Below are 15,098 nucleotides of genomic sequence, written 5' to 3'. Positions count from 1 at the left end.
AGTGACATGACCTCCGATCCGGTGCTCAGCGTGCAGGACGTCTCGAAGAGCTTCACCCTGCACCTGCAGGGCGCGCAGCAGCTGCCGGTGGTGAGCGGACTGACCTTCGACGTTCCGCGCGGCACCTGCGTGGTGCTCGGCGGGGAGTCCGGATCAGGTAAGAGCTCGGTGATGAAGATGGTCTACGGCAGCTACGGCGTCGACTCCGGACGCATTCTGCTGGCCCAAGACAGCGGAGAGCTCGACCTGGCGACGGCGCAGCCGCGTCAGGTACTCGCCGCCAGGCGCTCCACGATGGGCTATGTGAGCCAGTTCCTGCGAGCGGTGCCGCGTGTGCCGGCGATCGACGTCGTGGCCGAGCCGCTCGTCGAGCGCGGTGTCGATCGCGAGACCGCGCGTGAGCGGGCAGGCGAGCTACTCGCGCGCCTGACAATCCCGGAGCGACTCTGGCAGCTGCCGCCGGCGACCTTCTCCGGCGGTGAGCGCCAGCGCGTGAACATCGCGCGCGGTTTCGTCCTCGAGCGCTCGCTGCTCCTGCTCGACGAGCCGACCGCATCCCTCGACGCCCGCAACCGCGAGGTCGTCATCGGTCTGGTTCGCGAAAGCCTCGCGCGGGGCGTCGGAATCCTTGCGATCTTCCACGACGCTGATGTGCGGGATGCCGTGGCGGATGCGACCGTCGATGTGCAGCGGTTCGCTCCTGCTGCAGCCACGGCAGGAGTTGCCGCGTGACACGCTACGCGGTGTACGCCGTACCAGGGGTGCTCGGCGAGGGCGATGACCCCGCGGCCGTCCGCCTGAGAAGCGCAGTCGAGGCCTGGTACACGCAGGAATCGTTCCGCGACCTCACGGTGGATGCACGTCGCTACGGCTTCCACGGCACGCTCAAAGCACCCTTCCGTCTGGCGGAGGGACGGGCCGAGGCGGAACTGCGTGACGCTGCCGAGGACTTTGCGGCCGCACGCGCATCGGTCGTCCTGCCAGGGCTTCAGGCCCGCAGCTTGGGCGGGTTCCGCGCACTGCTCCTGCACGGCGACGAGACCGGCATCCGGTCACTCGCCGACGAGGCGGTGCGCTCCTTCGATGAGTTTCGTGCGGCACCGGATGCCGCTGACATCCGCCGTCGTCGGCCAGAGAAGCTGCCACCGCGGCAGCGGGAGCTCTTCGAGCAGTGGGGCTACCCCTATGTGCTCGACGAGTTCCGCTTTCACCTGACGCTCACCGATCGCATCCGACTCGAGCGAGAGAGCGAAATCGACGAGGCCCTCGCCGAGCACTTCGCCGCTGCGCCGACGGACGTTGTCCTCCGCTCGATCGCGCTGTTCGTCGAGCCCGAACCCGGGGCTGCGTTCGAACTGCTCTCCGTCCACCCGCTCAGCGCTCATGATTCCGAACGCGCCACTGATTCCGAACGCGCCCCTGAATTCGACACCGACCCGCAGGAGACCGTCTGATGCCGTCCACGATTCTCACCAACGCCCACATCGTCCTCGGCGACGAGGTGATTCACGGATCGCTGAGAGTGGAAGGCGGAGTTATCGCCGAGATCTCCGATGACCCGACTCTTCCCGGCATCGATCTGGCCGGCGACTATCTCATGCCCGGCATCGTGGAGCTGCACACAGACCAGGTCGAGACGCATTTTCAGCCCCGACCGAAGCGCTACTGGGATCCGATCACCGCGGTGATCGCCCACGACGCGCAGATGGCAGCGTCTGGGATGACGACCGTGCTCGATGCTCTGCGCATCGGCACTGGGCCGACCGATGGCAACCGTATGGCGGCGAACGCGCGGCTGCTCGTCGACGCGGTCATCCACGCGGCTGAGTCGGGGCTGCTGCGGGCTGATCACTTCGTACACCTGCGCTGCGAGGTCTCCACACCTGATGTGGTGGAGGTCTTCGACGAGGTCGGAGCACACGAGCGCGTGCGGATGGTCTCGCTCATGGACCACACTCCTGGTCAGCGCCAGTATGCGGACGTCGAGGCATTCCGCACCTACATGGTCGGCAAAGGGCGGCTGGCCGACTCAGAGTTCGACTCGCACGTCGAGGAGCTGCATCGGCTGTCGGCACAGTACGCAGACCCGCACCGGCGGTTGATGGCTGAACGCGCCACCGCACGGGGCATCACGATGGCAGCTCACGACGACGCAACGCAGGCGCATGTGGACGAAGCATCGGCGCTGGGCGTGCGGATCTCGGAGTTCCCCACGACAGTCGATGCCGCGGTGGCGGCGCGGGCTGCCGGCCAGCTCGTGGTGTCCGGCGCGCCGAACATCGTGCGCGGGGGATCACACTCCGGAAACGTCGCGGCCGTCGACCTGGTGCGAGCGGGTCTGCTTGACATTCTCTCGAGCGATTACGTGCCGGCGAGTTCGCTCCAGGCCGCGTTCGTGCTGGTCGCTCGTGGCGACGCGACTCTGCCGCAGGCCTCGAGGCTCCTCAGCGCGAACCCGGCTCGTGCGGTCGGCCTTGACGACCGCGGGGTCATCGAGCCCGGCCTGCGAGCGGACCTGATCCGCGTGCATGCCTACGAGGGAGCATCGAGCGAACAGCATCCGCTTGGGTCCGCAGTGCCGGTGGTACGGAGCGTCTGGCGCGAGGGCGAGCGGGTCGCATGAGCGGCGCAATCGTTGCGGTGGTCGGCGCGAGCGGATCTGGCAAGGACTCGGTCATCGACTCTGCCCGCGCACTGCTCACCGAAAACGCAGTGCGCACCGACGGCGCCGCCGCCACCGACGGATGCACCGGATTCGTCTTCCCTCGCCGGCTCATCACGCGACCGGTAGGGCCAGGCGAAGACCATGTACCCATAAGCGTCGCCGACTTCGCGAGGATCGAGGACGAGGGCGGATTCGCGCTGAGCTGGCGTGCACACGGGCTTTCGTACGGAGTGCCCGCCGCGGTCCTTGACGCAGTGCGAGGCGGCGACGTCGTGGTCGTGAATGTCTCACGAGGGGTACTGCAGGGGCTTGCCGAGCGCTTCGTACGTTCCGCCGTGGTCCGCATTTCCGTGCCTGAGGAGCTGCGCCGTGCGCGCATCGCCGACCGCGGTCGGGAGGTGGATGCCGACATCCACGCGCGGATGAGCAGGGCCGATCCGTCCCCGAATTTTCCTGTCGACCTTGAGATCGTCAACGACTGCGCTCTCGAAGACGCCGGTCGCACGTTCGCCGACTTCCTGAACACCCTGTCTTCGCGCCTCGCCGATCACACCGAGGGCGTGGCGGCGGGGCAATAAGCTCGGAGCATGGGCAAGGCGGATGACGACGGGATGCTGCGAGCTCTCGCGCTCGCCGCAGAAGCTGCAGCTGCGGGGGAAGTGCCCGTCGGCGCGGTCGTGCTCGACGGCTCCGGTCGCATCATCGCCGAGGGGCGCAACATCCGCGAGGAGACGTACGACCCGACCGGACACGCCGAGGTCGTCGCGCTGCGGCAGGCCGCGGCATCCATCGGGTCATGGAATCTAGAAGGTCACACGCTCGTGGTCACGCTTGAGCCGTGTGTGATGTGCGCGGGGGCGATCCTGCAGGCGCGAATCGGGCGGGTGGTGTTCGGTGCCTGGGATGAGAAGGCAGGAGCCGCGGGGTCGATGTACGACGTGCTCCGCGACCGGCGCCTGCCATACCGCGCCGAGGTCATCGGGGGAGTTGCAGAGGAGTCCGCGACCGCACTCCTACGCGACTTCTTCGAGCAGCGCCGCTGACCGTCCGAGGCCTCGAGGCGAGTCAGTCGGCAGACTTCAGCACGAACGCATCGGTCGGGGGCTCCGGATCGATTGCCGGACGGTAGATATCGGGCTCGATGTAGATCGCGCGGGCGACGGGAACGGCATCCCGAATCTGCCGCTCGATGTGATTGATGTCGTCTGCGGCTTCGCGCACAGTCTTGTCCGAGGTCAGCGCAATCTTCGCAGCCACCAGGAGTTCATCCGGACCGAGGTACAGCGTCTTGAGGTGGATGATCTTTTCCACGTCGGGGCATCCGACGATGGCATCCATGATCAGATCGAGATCGGCCTGGTTCGCGCCCTCGCCGACCAACAGGCTCTTGGTCTCGATGCCGAGAACCAGCGCGATCAGCACGAGCAGCACACCGATGGCGAGCGTACCGAGGGCGTCAAATACGCTGTTGCCGGTGATGACGGTGAGTCCGACACCGAGAAGCGCGAAGGTCAGACCCGTGAGAGCGCCGACATCTTCCAGCAGCACGATGGGCAGCTCAGGGGCCTTCGAGCGTCGCACGAACGACACCCAGGACTGCCCGCGCTCGCGCACCAGGTTGCTCTCTTTCACCGCGGTGCGTAGTGAGAACGACTCCAGCCCGATCGCGATGACGAGCACGACGAGCGGCAGCCACCACCACACCGGATCAAGCGCGTGCGGGTGCGTGAGCTTGTCGATGCCCTCGTAGATCGCGAACAGCCCACCGACCGAGAACAGGATGATCGACACCACGAAGGCGTACACATAGCGCTCGCGCCCGTACCCGAACGGATGATCGCGGTCTGCGGAGCGCTTGGCCTTGCGTCCGCCGAGCATGAGCAGCAGCTGGTTGCCGGAGTCGGCGACCGAGTGGATCGCCTCTGCAAGCATCGAGGCAGAACCGGAGAGCGCCCACGCCACGAACTTCGCAATTGCGATGCCCAAGTTCGCCAGGAACGCCGCGAGGATCGCCTTGCCACCACCGGATGCACTCATGCCGCGATTCTAGTTCCGCACGTGGGGAAGTGCAGGAGCACCTTCGGCGTCGTCGGATGCCGCGAATAGGATGGCCGCATGGCTGAATCGCTTCCTTCTCTCGCGTTCCTTGGTGCTGGATCCATGGGTGGCGCCATTCTGCACGGCGTCGTCGCCTCTGGGCTCGAGGTCGACGGTGGCATCATCGCGACCAATCGCACGGCCGCGAAGGCCGCGAGTCTCGCAGGCCTCGAGGGCGTGACGGCGATTGCGCTAGACGAGCAGCCGACCGGAAATACGGCTGCTGCGGCTGCTGCCCGCATCATTCTTGTCGGAGTGAAGCCGGCGATGGTCCCCGACCTGCTGCGCGAGATCGCGCCTGCTGTGCGAGACGACGCGATCGTCGTGAGCCTTGCCGCCGGCGTCACTCTGGCGACGTTCGCCGAGCACCTCGGCGCTGATGTCAGTGTCATTCGTTCGATGCCGAACACTCCGTCCACCGTAGGCAAGGGTGTCACGGGGCTTGCCGCCGGGGCTGCGGCATCGGCTGAGGATCTTGCGGTCGTTCGCCGCTTGTTCGAACTCGTCGGGGCCGTGGTCGAGGTATCAGAAGACAAGATCGATGCGCTGTCCACCATCTCCGGCTCAGGTCCTGCCTACGTGTTCCTGCTCATCGAGGAGCTTACGAAGGCGGCGATCGGCAAGGGCTTCAGCGAGGCGGATGCTCGTCTGATGGCAGAGCAGACCTTCATCGGCGCGGCCGCTCTGCTTGCGGCGTCCGGAGAGAACCCCGCCGAGCTGCGTCGCCGAGTGACGAGCCCGAAGGGCACCACGGAGCGGGCGATCGCGGTGCTGCAGGACGCGCGTCTCGATCAAGTCTTCGCCGAGGCGACGGACGCTGCGCTGGCGCGCGCGAGAGAGATGGCCGCGGGGAACTGATCGCGGCGGTTACCTGTCGAGGCTGGCGAATCGCTCGATATCGCTGTTGGTGCCCGAGACGATGATCAAGTCATGGTTCGTGACGACGGTGTCGGCCTCGGCATAGCGGAATGGCTTGCCGGGGCTCTTCACACCGACGACCGTGACCTTGTACTTCGAACGCACGCCCGACTCGTTCAGTCCGACGCCGCGAATGAACTTAGGCGGGTACATCTTCGCCAGCACGAAGTCGTCGTCGAAACGGATGAAGTCCAGCATCCGGCCGCTGACGAGGTGCGCGACGCGTTCGCCGGCCTCGCGCTCGGGGTAGATGACGTGGTTTGCGCCCACGCGAGCGAGGATCTTGCCGTGCGACTGAGAAACAGCCTTGGCCCAGATCTGCGGGACCTTCAAGTCGACGAGATTCGCCGTAATGAGCACGGACGCCTCGATGAGCGAGCCGACCGCAACGACAGCGACCTGGAAATCCTGCGCGCCGATCTGCTTGAGGGCATCGATGTTGCGGGCATCGCCCTGCACGGTGTGCGTGACTCGATCTGACCACTTCTGGACGAGCTCGAGACTCTCGTCCATCGCGAGCACCTCGCGATCGAGACGGTCGAGCTCTCCCGCGCACGCAGCGCCGAATCGACCGAGTCCGATCACAAGCACGGGAGCATCTCCCCGGAGCGCTTCAACCAACGATCGGCCTTTCCACGGGCAGCGAGTAGAGCTGCGAACGCGATGTCGCGGCGACTGCCGCGGCGAGAGTCACTGTACCAATGCGCCCCATGAAGATGGTGACGGCCATGACGTAGGTGGCAGAATCAGGCAGTTCCGCGGTCAGGCCCGTCGAGAGCCCGACAGTACCGAACGCGGAGATCACGTCGAAGAGAACATGTTCGAGCGGGGCCTTTGTGAGCTGGGTGATGATGATTGTCGACAGCGCGACAATCGTCGCGCCCCACGCCACAACGCTGAGTGCGACGCGCTGCACGTCGCTCGGGATGCGGCGACCGAACGCCTCCACCGACTGACGTCCGCGTGCCTCGGACCACACGGCGATGGCAAGGACGGCGAGAGTGGTGACCTTGATACCACCCGCTGTCGATGCCGAGCCGCCGCCGACGAACATGAGCATCGACATGACGAGCGTGGAGGAGCCGTTCAGATCAGCGATCTCGATGACGCTGAACCCTCCGGATCGGGTCATCGCAGAGAGGAAGAACGCCTGGAACGTGGTGTCTCCGGCGTCCATCGAACCGAATGTGAGTGGGTTGTCGTACTCGAGAATGAGGAAGACTGCGGCTCCGGCGATGAACAGGATCACCGTCGTGATCAGCGTGAGCTTGGAGTGCAGCGACCAGCGTTTCACGTGCCAGTGGTGCTTGGCGAGCGTGTAGATCACCGGGAAGCCGATACTGCCGAGGAAGACGCTCACCATGAGCACGGTGAGAACGAAGTAGTCATCGGCGAACTCGGCCACGCCGGTGGCGTTCGGCGCGAAACCGGTGTTGGTGAACGACATCGCCGCGTAATACGGGGCTTCCCAGAGGGCGGCGAGCGGGGGAATGCCTGCCATCACCAGGCCGGGGTACAGCAGCGCCGCCACAACGAGCTCAATTACCAGCAGTGACATCGCGACGGTCGTCAACAACTGCCCGACCTCGCCGAGCCTCACCGTCTGACCCTCGTTGACCACGCCTCCATGAGCGCGCAGCGGGTTGGTGTCTCCGGCCGCCATGAGCTTGGCGCGCAGCCCGAGCCTCTTCGAGATCACAAGTCCCAACAGTGATGCCAGGGTCAACACGCCCATGCCGCCGATGTTCACGCCGAGGAAGATCAGCACATGTCCGAACGGTGACCAGTGTGTTGCCATGTCGACGGTGGCAAGGCCGGTGACGCAGATCGTCGACACGGCGGTGAACAGCGCATCGCTGATCGGGGTGATCGTGCCGGACGCTGAGGCGAAGGGCAGGGAGAAAAGGCCGGTGAACAGCAAGATCAGAGCGACGAAGATGGCGATCGCAAAGCGTGACGGTGACGAGGTGATGAGCCGGCGAATGAAGTGCCAGAGATCGCCCGCACGCGTGCGCGACGACGACGACAGTCCAATGCTGGACATCGAGACCCTCCCTGAGCTTCTTCTGAGATACCCGTCGAGGATCGTTCGACAAGTCATCGACATGGTACTCCGCGACCGGGGCGACTAACCTGATCTCATGACCGACATCTTCGACGTGATCGCAGACGGCACCAGGCGCGATATTCTTCAGCTCCTCCTGCGCCGGTCATCTGAGGAAGACGCCGGCATCAGCGTCTCGCACATCGTCAGCGAACTCGGAATCAGCCAGCCGACGGTGTCGAAGCACCTCAAAGTTCTGCGCGAAGCAGAACTGGTGAGCGTGCGCGAAGACGGGCAGCGTCGCTTCTACAGCATCGATGTGGGGCCGCTCGAGGTCGTTGACGATTGGCTCGTGCCCTTCCTCGTCGACGCCTTCGGCGACGACGCACCAGACATCGATTTCTCTCTCGTTCCGCTTCCCGATGGTGCCGCGCACGCCGCCGAGGTCTTCGGCCGCGCCGCGGCATCCGCAAAGCATGTCGTCACCACGGCGCTCAAGCGCCTCGGAACCTGAGCCGCACGCAGCCCAGGTCCCGAATACCGCGCTGTTTCAGCGCTGACCGGCCTTCCGGCGGAACAGCCGCGCGCCCCACACCACGGCGACCGCAAGGATGCCGACGCACCACGCGATCGCCCACCACGGTTCGGCATTCAGTGGTGTGCCCATCAGGAGCCCGCGGATCGTCTCGACAATTGGAGTGATCGGCTGGTTCGCCGCGATCGGCTGCAGCCACTGCGGCATGCTCGCGACCGGCACGAAGGCGCTGGACAGATACGGCAGGAACAGCAGCACGAAGCCGTAGCCGTTCGCACCCTCCGGCGAACCTGCCGCAAGCCCGATTGCGGCGAACAGGTAGGTGATCGCCAGGATGTACAGCGCGATGAGCGCCGCGGCGGCGATCCATTCGGCGAGATTCGCATTCGGGCGGAACCCGACAAGCGCGCCAACCCCGATCACGATTGCGGTGGCGACGAGGTTGCGCACCAGGCTGGCCACCACGTGTCCGGTGAGGACGGCCCCTGCGCGCAGCGGCATCGTACGGAATCGGTCGATGATGCCGGTGCGCATATCGTTCGCGACGGAGACTGCCGTCGAGGAGGCACCGAATCCTGCGCACAGGATGATGATGCCCGGCACGACATAGTCGACATAGTCGCCTGAGGAATCGATGGCCCCGCCGAAGATCCAGGTGAACATCAGCATGAGCATCACCGGCAGCATGATCCCCATCAGTAGAGATTCGCCGTCGCGCAATGAGTGCCGAAGGCTCCTGCCCACGAAGACACGCTCCGCGGAGATACCTCGCAATGGCGGGCGGACGGACGGGGGAGCGGATGCCGCGGTAGCGGCGAGTGCGGTGGTCATGCGATCTCCTTCACGGGGGTCCTGTCGGTGGACTTATCGGCGCTCGTGACGGCGAGAAACACGTCGTCCAGCGTCGGGCGGCGCAGCGTCACGACCCCGTCTGTGCCCTGCTGGTCGAGTAGATCGAGCGCTCGCCGCAGATCGGAGACGGTGCCGTCAGTGGCGATCTCTCGGAGCAGTTCGCCATGCTCGTCGTGGAGTTCGACGGTGTCGCCGCCGATGCGAGCTTTCAACGCTGCAGCGGTGCCGAGCGCGGCGATGCGTCCCTCGTGCAGCACCGCGATACGGTCGGCGAGCTGGTCGGCCTCCTCGAGATACTGCGTGGTGATGAACACCGTGGTTCCGGCCGCGGCGAGGGAGCGAATGATGTCCCAGAGGTCGCGGCGGCTGCGAGTGTCGAGACCCGTGGTCGGTTCGTCGAGGAAGAGCACCTCCGGCGTCACGACGAAGCTCAGCGCCAGGTCGAGCCTGCGGCGCATGCCTCCGGAGAAGGTGCTGACTTTGCGGGTCGCGGCATCCAGGAGGGCGAAATGAGTGAGCAACTCCGTCGCGCGTCGGTGGGCCGCCGTGCGTCCTAGACCGCACAGACGACCGAACATCACGACGTTCTCAAAGGCAGTGAGCACGTCGTCCACCGCGGCGGACTGGCCGGTGAGACTGATTCGTCGTTGCACCTGCGTGGGCTCGGATGCCACGTCGAATCCGCCGACGCTCGCGGTGCCGGCATCCGCCTTGACGAGCGTCGTGAGGATATTGATGGCGGTGGTCTTGCCCGCGCCGTTCGGGCCGAGCAGAGCGAACACCTCGCCGCGCGCGACGGTGAGATCGAGGCCGTCGAGAACGGTCTGAGCGCCGAAGCTCTTGCGGAGCCCTCGGACATCAATGGCTGGTGTGGTCATGAGCAGATCTTTCTGTGTAGGACGCAAACTGTGTATGGCATTAACAACTGTGTATGACCGTAACACACTGTTTACTAAATAAACAGAACTAGGATTGGCGACATGAGTGACATCGAACTGCCAGAGCTCCCGAGAGGGATCGCCCTCGCCTGGGGAGTGGCTGCCAATCCGCAGCGCGGGCCGAAGCGTGAGATGAGCGTCGAGAAGATCGTCGCCGCAGCTGTCGAACTGGCCGATGCGGAAGGGCTTGGCGCGGTGTCGATGGCTGCTGTCGCTGCGTCGCTCGGGTTCACCCCGATGTCGTTGTATCGCTACGTCACAGCGAAGGACGATCTGCTGCTGCTCATGCAGGAGGAAGCGACCGGGCTGCCGCCGGAGGAGCATCGTGAGCAGGAGGGATGGCGCGCGAAGCTGCGCGCGTTGTTCGAGGCGCAGGTGTTGCACTATCTCGCCCATCCCTGGATGCTGTCGCTTCCGATCACAGGGTCGCCGATCACCCCGAACAGCTCTGCGTGGATGGATGCAGGGCTGGCGAGCCTCGAAGGCACGCCCCTCACTGACATCGAGCGTCTCGCGGTCGTGCTCACGGTGACGGGAGCTGCCCGCTGGTATGGCATCGTGCTTGCCGGGTACACGCAGCAGGAACGCTCGACGGGGATGTCGTCTGAGCAGATCGCGGTGTACGAGGCAGAGATGTTCGATCGTGTCATCACTGCCGATGAATACCCCGCGCTGCGAAGGGCGATCGATGCAGGTGTCTTCCTGGCGGAAGATGATCCGTTCCGCTTCGGCATCGAGCGCAGCTTCGACGGCATCGAAGCGTACATCGCAGGTCTTGACCGCGGGGATCAGCGCGTGATCACCGATCAGTGGGTCGAGATCGAGCCTCCTGAACTCGCCGTGGATAAGAAGGTTCGCGAGGCGCGAAAAGCCGTGCGAGTGGCAGAGAAGGCTCTGCGTGACGCCCGCAAGATCGAGCGGCAAGTGCTGAAGGATGCACGCGAGCGCCTCGCGCGGGGGCGCTGACCGTGCCCTATTCACACAGGCCACAATCGCCCCGCAGGTTTACACGCGTCCCACCTTCCCTCTAGAGTGTGCTTCAGAGAAAGGGGTAATGGGGATGCCCGAAGTTCCAGATGTTCGATTCCTGACGGTCGCAGAGGTCGCAGAGATCATGCGTGTGTCGAAAATGACCGTCTATCGACTGGTGCACTCCGGTGAGCTGCCGGCGATTCGTTTCGGACGCAGTTACCGCGTGCCAGAGTCGGCAGTTGCCGACGTCCTCCAACGGCCGATCTCAGAGGTCGGCTGACCGTCTCGGCTCGTTCGCCATGGTCGTGCACTTTGCACCGGCCGTGGTTTGATAGAATGATCCGAGGCATTTTCCGTGCCCGTACCCGGGTGTCCGACATACTGCGACGCCCAGCCCCTTGACTTAGTGAGGTTTCCGTGGGTTCTGTCATCAAGAAGCGCCGCAAGCGCATGGCGAAGAAGAAGCATCGCAAGCTGCTTCGTAAGACTCGCCACCAGCGCCGCAACAAGAAGTAAGCGCGGCAAAAGACACAAGCGCCCCCGGCCTGCTCACAGAGCTTGTCGAAGGGGCGCTTCGTGTCTGTGTCGCCATTTAAAAGCTGTGTCGCCGTTTAAAATCAGCCGCCGTTTTATCTCAGAGACACGACCGTGAGGATCTCATGAAGTCGATAAACATCGCAGACCTCGCCGCGCGCGAGAACACCCCGCTCATCGATGTGCGCGAGAAGGACGAGTTCGCGGCAGGGCATGTTCCCGGTGCGGTGAACATTCCGATGTCTGAGATCGCAGACCGACTCGAAGAGCTTCCGGCCGAGGCCTTCGACGTCATCTGCCAGGCCGGCGGGCGCTCCGCACGTGTCGTTCAGGCGCTCGAGCCACGCGGCTATGACGCGACCAACGTCGAAGGCGGCACCGGTGAATGGATCGCCGCCGGTCACCCGGTCGAGGTTCCTGCCGCGTGACGACGATCACGATCATCGGCAAGCCGGGCTGTCACCTGTGCCCCACGGCGCTGGAGATCGTGGAGACCGTGGTGGCTGAGCTGCCTGATGAGATCGGCGACGACATCGAGATCGTCGAACGGTCGATCGAAGACGATCCTGCCCTGTATGAACTTTGGTGGGAGAAGATTCCTGTCGTGCTCATCGACGAGGAACTGCACGCGCACTGGCGGGTTTCCCCCGACCGGCTGCGCCAGAGACTGGAGCAGAAATGACGATTCGCCACGTGGTCACCTGGAAGCTCAAGAGCGAGGATGCTGCGGAGCGCGGCGAGCAGGCTGCCGAGGTCGCTCGGCGTCTGAACGCGCTGGACGGCGTCGTGCCCCAGTTGCTCTCCATCTCGGCGGGTGCGAACGCGGTGTACCCGGATGCGAACTGGGACGTCACGCTGGTCGCCGACTTCGCCTCGGTCGAGACGCTCGAGCAGTATGTGGTGCACCCGGCTCATGAGGATGCTGCGGTGTACATTCGCTCAGTCGTCGCCTCGCGCGTGGCCGTCGACTTCGAGGTCTGAAGCCGCGGCATCCGGCAGGGCTCGCATGAGTGAAACGCAAACGTAACCCTATGAGTGGGTGAGTATGTGTCGCCCCGTGTCAGGATGATCTGCATACCCGTCCGTGGGCTTAGCCGCCCCGTCACCTTGGAGCGGTCATGCCCCGTCGCCGTAATCTCATCTTCGGTCTTGCTCTCGTAGCGACCGCCACACTAACTCTTGCCGGCTGCGCTGGTGGAAGCGATGCGGGCGGAGAGGGCGCCACGCCCACAACCGGCGGCGACGACTACGGCCTCATCGAAGCCGGCGTTCTTACGGTCTGCTCCGACATCCCGTACGCTCCCTTTGAGTTCGAGGATCCCAGCACGGAGACCGGCTACTCGGGCTTCGACATCGATCTGCTCGGTGCCGTCGCGGAGAAGCTCGATCTGACGCTCGCGGTGCAGGACGTCGGTTTCGACGCGCTGCAGTCGGGTACAACCCTTGCCGCAGGCCAGTGCGATGTCGGCGCATCGGCGATGACCATCACTGACGAGCGCAAGGCGAACATCGACTTCGCCGACTCGTACTACGACTCGCTGCAGTCGTTGCTGGTGCGCGCCGATTCCGGCATCGAGTCGATCGAGGACCTCGACGGCAAGACCGTCGGTGTCCAGCAGGGCACCACCGGCGAGGCATACACGAACGAGAACGCCACTGGTGCCGAGGTTGTCTCGTACCCGTCGGACGGTGAGTTGTGGCCGGCATTGCAGGCAGGAAATATCGACGCGATCCTGCAGGACCAGCCGGTGAACATCGAGCACGAGAAGGCCGATTCGACGTACACGATCGTCGAGGAGTACGACACGGATGAGGCCTATGGTTGGGCCTTCGCGAAGGGCGAGCGCGGCACGCTGATCGAAGCGGTCAACACGGCGCTGCAGGAGCTGCGCGATGACGGCACCTACCAGACGATCTACGACTCCTACTTCTCGGCGAAGTAGTAGGGGCGGTTGCGGGCGATGGCGATGAGACGTACAACCCGGAAGAAGCTATACCGGGTCACGATGTATGCGATCTTCATCGCCATTGTCGTGTGGGTGGCGATCGCCACCGATTGGGTGAAGATCACGACGGTCTTCTTCAACGTCGAAGTGGCGATCAAGCAGTTCCCCAACATCATCGTGATCGCGCTGCGAAACACAGTGCTGTTCACGCTGATCGCGTTCGTGGGTGGGGCGATCCTCGGCATTCTGTTCGCGATCATGAAACTGTCCAGCGTCGGGCCGTACCGGTGGTTCGCCACCGCGTGGATCGAGCTGTTCCGGGGCATGCCAGCCATCCTGACCCTGTTCATTATCGCCTACGGTCTTCCGATCGGGCTTGGGTTCAAGATGCCTGGCGGGGCCATCGTCTCGGGCCTTCTCGGCCTCATCATGGTGTCATCCGCCTACATCGCAGAAGTCGTGCGATCGGGGATCCAGGCAGTGCCAAAGGGGCAGACCGAGGCCGCTCGGTCTCTCGGGATGTCGCCGATGAAGACCATGTTCTGGATCGTGCTCCCGCAGGGATTCCGCATCATCATTCCGCCGATGACCAACGAGTTCGTGTTGCTGCTGAAGGACACATCACTCCTGTTTGTCGTCGGATCAACGATCGCGACGAAGGAGCTCACCACCTTCGCCCGCGACGCTCAGTCGATGGACGCGAACTCGACGCCGCTGATCATGGCGGCGCTGCTCTACCTGGTGGTGACGATTCCGCTCACACGGGCGGTTGCGTGGCTGGAACGAAAGATGGCGAAGCAGCGATGAGCACCGACATGATCGACATCAACGCCCCGGCCATCGAGGTCCGCGGGCTGCGAAAGAGCTTCGGCGACAACGAGGTTCTCAAAGGTATCGACCTCACGGTGACCCCCGGCGAGGTGGTCTGTGTGATCGGGCCCTCCGGATCGGGCAAGTCGACGCTATTGCGATCGGTGAACCTGTTAGAGGAACCCACCGCCGGCAAGATTCTCATCGAGGGTATCGACGTCATCGATCCTGATATCGACATCGACCGCGTGCGCACCCGCATCGGGATGGTGTTCCAGAGCTTCAATCTGTTTCCGCACCTTAACGTGCTGGGCAACCTCACACTCGCGCAGCGCCGCGTGCTCAAGCGTTCCAAGGCGGATGCCGAAAAGGTCGCTCACGAGATGCTCGATCGCGTCGGTCTCGCCGAGAAGGCCGATGAGTATCCGGGACATCTTTCCGGCGGTCAGCAGCAGCGCGTGGCGATCGCACGGGCGCTGTGCATGAACCCCGACATGATGCTGTTCGACGAGCCGACCTCAGCGCTTGATCCTGAGCTCGTCGGCGAGGTGCTGCAGGTGATGCGCTCGTTGGCGGACGAGGGCATGACGATGCTCGTCGTCACACACGAGATGGGCTTTGCCCGTGAAGTGGGTTCACGCCTGATCTTCATGGATGGCGGAGCGATCGTAGAAGAGGGCGACCCGCGCGAGGTGCTCGCGAATCCCCAGCATCCACGTACCCAAGACTTCCTGTCGCGCGTGCTTTAACGTCTCTCCGCGCGGCACTTCCGCCGGCGCCGGTGTCG

The 15,098-nt window shown here is 64.4% G+C and carries 21 protein-coding genes; 16 read left to right on the top strand and 5 right to left on the bottom strand.

Going from position 1 to position 15,098, the window contains the following annotated elements:
- The first annotated feature begins 6 nt into the window (after nt 1-6).
- Genes phnL through tadA form a run of 5 tightly spaced genes read left to right on the top strand, consistent with a single transcriptional unit; the run spans nt 7 to nt 3,708 of the window.
- On the top strand, nt 7-732 hold the full coding sequence (gene phnL, locus AC1C2Q_RS05370) for a phosphonate C-P lyase system protein PhnL (protein ID WP_495449277.1): 726 nt from the start codon (nt 7-9) through the stop codon (nt 730-732).
- Nucleotides 729-1,454, top strand: coding sequence for a DUF1045 domain-containing protein (locus tag AC1C2Q_RS05365; protein ID WP_495449276.1), 726 nt, complete (start codon nt 729-731; stop codon nt 1,452-1,454). The genes phnL and AC1C2Q_RS05365 overlap by 4 nt, the downstream gene beginning before the upstream one ends.
- Nucleotides 1,454-2,623: an alpha-D-ribose 1-methylphosphonate 5-triphosphate diphosphatase gene (locus tag AC1C2Q_RS05360; protein ID WP_495430008.1), complete on the top strand. Its 1,170-nt coding sequence runs from the start codon at nt 1,454-1,456 to the stop codon at nt 2,621-2,623. The genes AC1C2Q_RS05365 and AC1C2Q_RS05360 overlap by 1 nt, the downstream gene beginning before the upstream one ends.
- Nucleotides 2,620-3,243 (top strand): ribose 1,5-bisphosphate phosphokinase PhnN, encoded by a 624-nt coding sequence (locus AC1C2Q_RS05355; protein WP_495449275.1) that lies wholly within the window; start codon nt 2,620-2,622, stop codon nt 3,241-3,243. The genes AC1C2Q_RS05360 and AC1C2Q_RS05355 overlap by 4 nt, the downstream gene beginning before the upstream one ends.
- A gap of 9 nt (nt 3,244-3,252) precedes the next feature.
- Nucleotides 3,253-3,708 carry a tRNA adenosine(34) deaminase TadA gene (tadA, locus tag AC1C2Q_RS05350; protein ID WP_495449274.1) on the top strand — a complete coding sequence of 152 codons (456 nt, stop codon included), beginning with the start codon at nt 3,253-3,255 and terminating at the stop codon, nt 3,706-3,708.
- Nucleotides 3,709-3,730: 22 nt separating this feature from the next.
- Here tadA and AC1C2Q_RS05345 read toward each other — a convergent pair whose 3' ends face one another.
- Complete coding sequence (locus AC1C2Q_RS05345; RefSeq protein ID WP_495449273.1) at nt 3,731-4,702, bottom strand: cation diffusion facilitator family transporter; 972 nt, start codon at nt 4,700-4,702, stop codon at nt 3,731-3,733.
- Between the two features lie 78 nt (nt 4,703-4,780).
- On the opposite strand from AC1C2Q_RS05345, the gene proC reads away from it, so the two are divergent.
- On the top strand, nt 4,781-5,620 hold the full coding sequence (proC, locus tag AC1C2Q_RS05340; protein ID WP_495449272.1) for a pyrroline-5-carboxylate reductase: 840 nt from the start codon (nt 4,781-4,783) through the stop codon (nt 5,618-5,620).
- 9 nt (nt 5,621-5,629) lie between these two features.
- On the opposite strand, the gene AC1C2Q_RS05335 is transcribed toward proC, so the two are convergent.
- Both AC1C2Q_RS05335 and AC1C2Q_RS05330 read right to left on the bottom strand, forming a co-directional pair.
- Nucleotides 5,630-6,301: a potassium channel family protein gene (locus AC1C2Q_RS05335; protein WP_495430003.1), complete on the bottom strand. Its 672-nt coding sequence runs from the start codon at nt 6,299-6,301 to the stop codon at nt 5,630-5,632.
- Entirely contained in the window at nt 6,294-7,724 is a 1,431-nt protein-coding gene (locus AC1C2Q_RS05330) for a TrkH family potassium uptake protein (RefSeq protein WP_495449271.1), read from the bottom strand. The genes AC1C2Q_RS05335 and AC1C2Q_RS05330 overlap by 8 nt, the downstream gene beginning before the upstream one ends.
- A 97-nt stretch (nt 7,725-7,821) precedes the next feature.
- Here AC1C2Q_RS05330 and AC1C2Q_RS05325 point away from each other — a divergent pair, with 97 nt between their 5' ends.
- The gene (locus tag AC1C2Q_RS05325; protein WP_495430001.1) at nt 7,822-8,238 is read left to right on the top strand and encodes an ArsR/SmtB family transcription factor; all 417 of its coding nucleotides are present in this window, start codon (nt 7,822-7,824) and stop codon (nt 8,236-8,238) included.
- A gap of 36 nt (nt 8,239-8,274) precedes the next feature.
- Here the strand turns inward: AC1C2Q_RS05325 and AC1C2Q_RS05320 are convergent, their stop codons facing one another.
- Together AC1C2Q_RS05320 and AC1C2Q_RS05315 are read right to left on the bottom strand one after the other, a co-directional pair.
- Nucleotides 8,275-9,090 (bottom strand): ABC transporter permease, encoded by an 816-nt coding sequence (locus tag AC1C2Q_RS05320; protein WP_495430000.1) that lies wholly within the window; start codon nt 9,088-9,090, stop codon nt 8,275-8,277.
- Nucleotides 9,087-9,989 carry an ATP-binding cassette domain-containing protein gene (locus AC1C2Q_RS05315; protein WP_495449270.1) on the bottom strand — a complete coding sequence of 301 codons (903 nt, stop codon included), beginning with the start codon at nt 9,987-9,989 and terminating at the stop codon, nt 9,087-9,089. The genes AC1C2Q_RS05320 and AC1C2Q_RS05315 overlap by 4 nt, the downstream gene beginning before the upstream one ends.
- 102 nt (nt 9,990-10,091) lie before the next feature.
- Here AC1C2Q_RS05315 and AC1C2Q_RS05310 point away from each other — a divergent pair, with 102 nt between their 5' ends.
- The 9 genes from AC1C2Q_RS05310 to AC1C2Q_RS05270 all read left to right on the top strand — a co-directional run bounded on the left by AC1C2Q_RS05310 (nt 10,092) and on the right by AC1C2Q_RS05270 (nt 15,060).
- Nucleotides 10,092-11,015 (top strand): TetR/AcrR family transcriptional regulator, encoded by a 924-nt coding sequence (locus AC1C2Q_RS05310; RefSeq protein WP_495429998.1) that lies wholly within the window; start codon nt 10,092-10,094, stop codon nt 11,013-11,015.
- Nucleotides 11,016-11,109: 94 nt separating this feature from the next.
- Nucleotides 11,110-11,301 (top strand): helix-turn-helix domain-containing protein, encoded by a 192-nt coding sequence (locus AC1C2Q_RS05305; protein WP_495429997.1) that lies wholly within the window; start codon nt 11,110-11,112, stop codon nt 11,299-11,301.
- Between the two features lie 137 nt (nt 11,302-11,438).
- Nucleotides 11,439-11,537: a 30S ribosomal protein bS22 gene (locus AC1C2Q_RS05300; RefSeq protein ID WP_003792170.1), complete on the top strand. Its 99-nt coding sequence runs from the start codon at nt 11,439-11,441 to the stop codon at nt 11,535-11,537.
- 143 nt (nt 11,538-11,680) lie between these two features.
- On the top strand, nt 11,681-11,983 hold the full coding sequence (locus AC1C2Q_RS05295; protein ID WP_495429996.1) for a rhodanese-like domain-containing protein: 303 nt from the start codon (nt 11,681-11,683) through the stop codon (nt 11,981-11,983).
- Nucleotides 11,980-12,237, top strand: a complete 258-nt coding sequence (locus AC1C2Q_RS05290) for a glutaredoxin family protein (RefSeq protein WP_495429995.1) — start codon at nt 11,980-11,982, stop codon at nt 12,235-12,237. Before AC1C2Q_RS05295 ends, AC1C2Q_RS05290 begins: the two co-directional genes overlap by 4 nt.
- On the top strand, nt 12,234-12,536 hold the full coding sequence (locus AC1C2Q_RS05285) for a Dabb family protein (RefSeq protein ID WP_495449269.1): 303 nt from the start codon (nt 12,234-12,236) through the stop codon (nt 12,534-12,536). The genes AC1C2Q_RS05290 and AC1C2Q_RS05285 overlap by 4 nt, the downstream gene beginning before the upstream one ends.
- A 137-nt stretch (nt 12,537-12,673) precedes the next feature.
- On the top strand, nt 12,674-13,498 hold the full coding sequence (locus AC1C2Q_RS05280; RefSeq protein WP_495429993.1) for a transporter substrate-binding domain-containing protein: 825 nt from the start codon (nt 12,674-12,676) through the stop codon (nt 13,496-13,498).
- A gap of 24 nt (nt 13,499-13,522) precedes the next feature.
- Nucleotides 13,523-14,308, top strand: coding sequence for an amino acid ABC transporter permease (locus AC1C2Q_RS05275; protein WP_495449268.1), 786 nt, complete (start codon nt 13,523-13,525; stop codon nt 14,306-14,308).
- A complete protein-coding gene (locus AC1C2Q_RS05270; protein WP_495429991.1) occupies nt 14,305-15,060 on the top strand; it encodes an amino acid ABC transporter ATP-binding protein in 756 nt (251 codons plus the stop codon). The genes AC1C2Q_RS05275 and AC1C2Q_RS05270 overlap by 4 nt, the downstream gene beginning before the upstream one ends.
- Nucleotides 15,061-15,098 lie beyond the last annotated feature (38 nt).

This window comes from Microbacterium sp. Y356, assembly GCF_059445355.1.
Note: the sequence above shows the minus strand (reverse complement) of the source record. Positions and strands in the feature narration are given on the sequence as shown.

Bases quoted from the DNA above. Each gene is read 5' to 3' on its own strand.
- AC1C2Q_RS05355 (WP_495449275.1), top strand. From the start codon at position 2,620: ATGAGCGGCGCAATCGTTGCGGTGGTCGGCGCGAGCGGATCTGGCAAG.
- proC (WP_495449272.1), top strand. From the start codon at position 4,781: ATGGCTGAATCGCTTCCTTCTCTCGCGTTCCTTGGTGCTGGATCCATG.
- AC1C2Q_RS05315 (WP_495449270.1), bottom strand. From the start codon at position 9,989: ATGACCACACCAGCCATTGATGTCCGAGGGCTCCGCAAGAGCTTCGGC.
- AC1C2Q_RS05285 (WP_495449269.1), top strand. From the start codon at position 12,234: ATGACGATTCGCCACGTGGTCACCTGGAAGCTCAAGAGCGAGGATGCT.
- AC1C2Q_RS05325 (WP_495430001.1), top strand. From the start codon at position 7,822: ATGACCGACATCTTCGACGTGATCGCAGACGGCACCAGGCGCGATATT.
- AC1C2Q_RS05330 (WP_495449271.1), bottom strand. From the start codon at position 7,724: ATGTCCAGCATTGGACTGTCGTCGTCGTCGCGCACGCGTGCGGGCGAT.
- AC1C2Q_RS05310 (WP_495429998.1), top strand. From the start codon at position 10,092: ATGAGTGACATCGAACTGCCAGAGCTCCCGAGAGGGATCGCCCTCGCC.
- phnL (WP_495449277.1), top strand. From the start codon at position 7: ATGACCTCCGATCCGGTGCTCAGCGTGCAGGACGTCTCGAAGAGCTTC.
- AC1C2Q_RS05320 (WP_495430000.1), bottom strand. From the start codon at position 9,090: ATGACCACCGCACTCGCCGCTACCGCGGCATCCGCTCCCCCGTCCGTC.
- AC1C2Q_RS05305 (WP_495429997.1), top strand. From the start codon at position 11,110: ATGCCCGAAGTTCCAGATGTTCGATTCCTGACGGTCGCAGAGGTCGCA.
- AC1C2Q_RS05280 (WP_495429993.1), top strand. From the start codon at position 12,674: ATGCCCCGTCGCCGTAATCTCATCTTCGGTCTTGCTCTCGTAGCGACC.
- AC1C2Q_RS05345 (WP_495449273.1), bottom strand. From the start codon at position 4,702: ATGAGTGCATCCGGTGGTGGCAAGGCGATCCTCGCGGCGTTCCTGGCG.
- AC1C2Q_RS05295 (WP_495429996.1), top strand. From the start codon at position 11,681: ATGAAGTCGATAAACATCGCAGACCTCGCCGCGCGCGAGAACACCCCG.
- AC1C2Q_RS05270 (WP_495429991.1), top strand. From the start codon at position 14,305: ATGAGCACCGACATGATCGACATCAACGCCCCGGCCATCGAGGTCCGC.
- AC1C2Q_RS05275 (WP_495449268.1), top strand. From the start codon at position 13,523: ATGAGACGTACAACCCGGAAGAAGCTATACCGGGTCACGATGTATGCG.
- AC1C2Q_RS05360 (WP_495430008.1), top strand. From the start codon at position 1,454: ATGCCGTCCACGATTCTCACCAACGCCCACATCGTCCTCGGCGACGAG.
- tadA (WP_495449274.1), top strand. From the start codon at position 3,253: ATGGGCAAGGCGGATGACGACGGGATGCTGCGAGCTCTCGCGCTCGCC.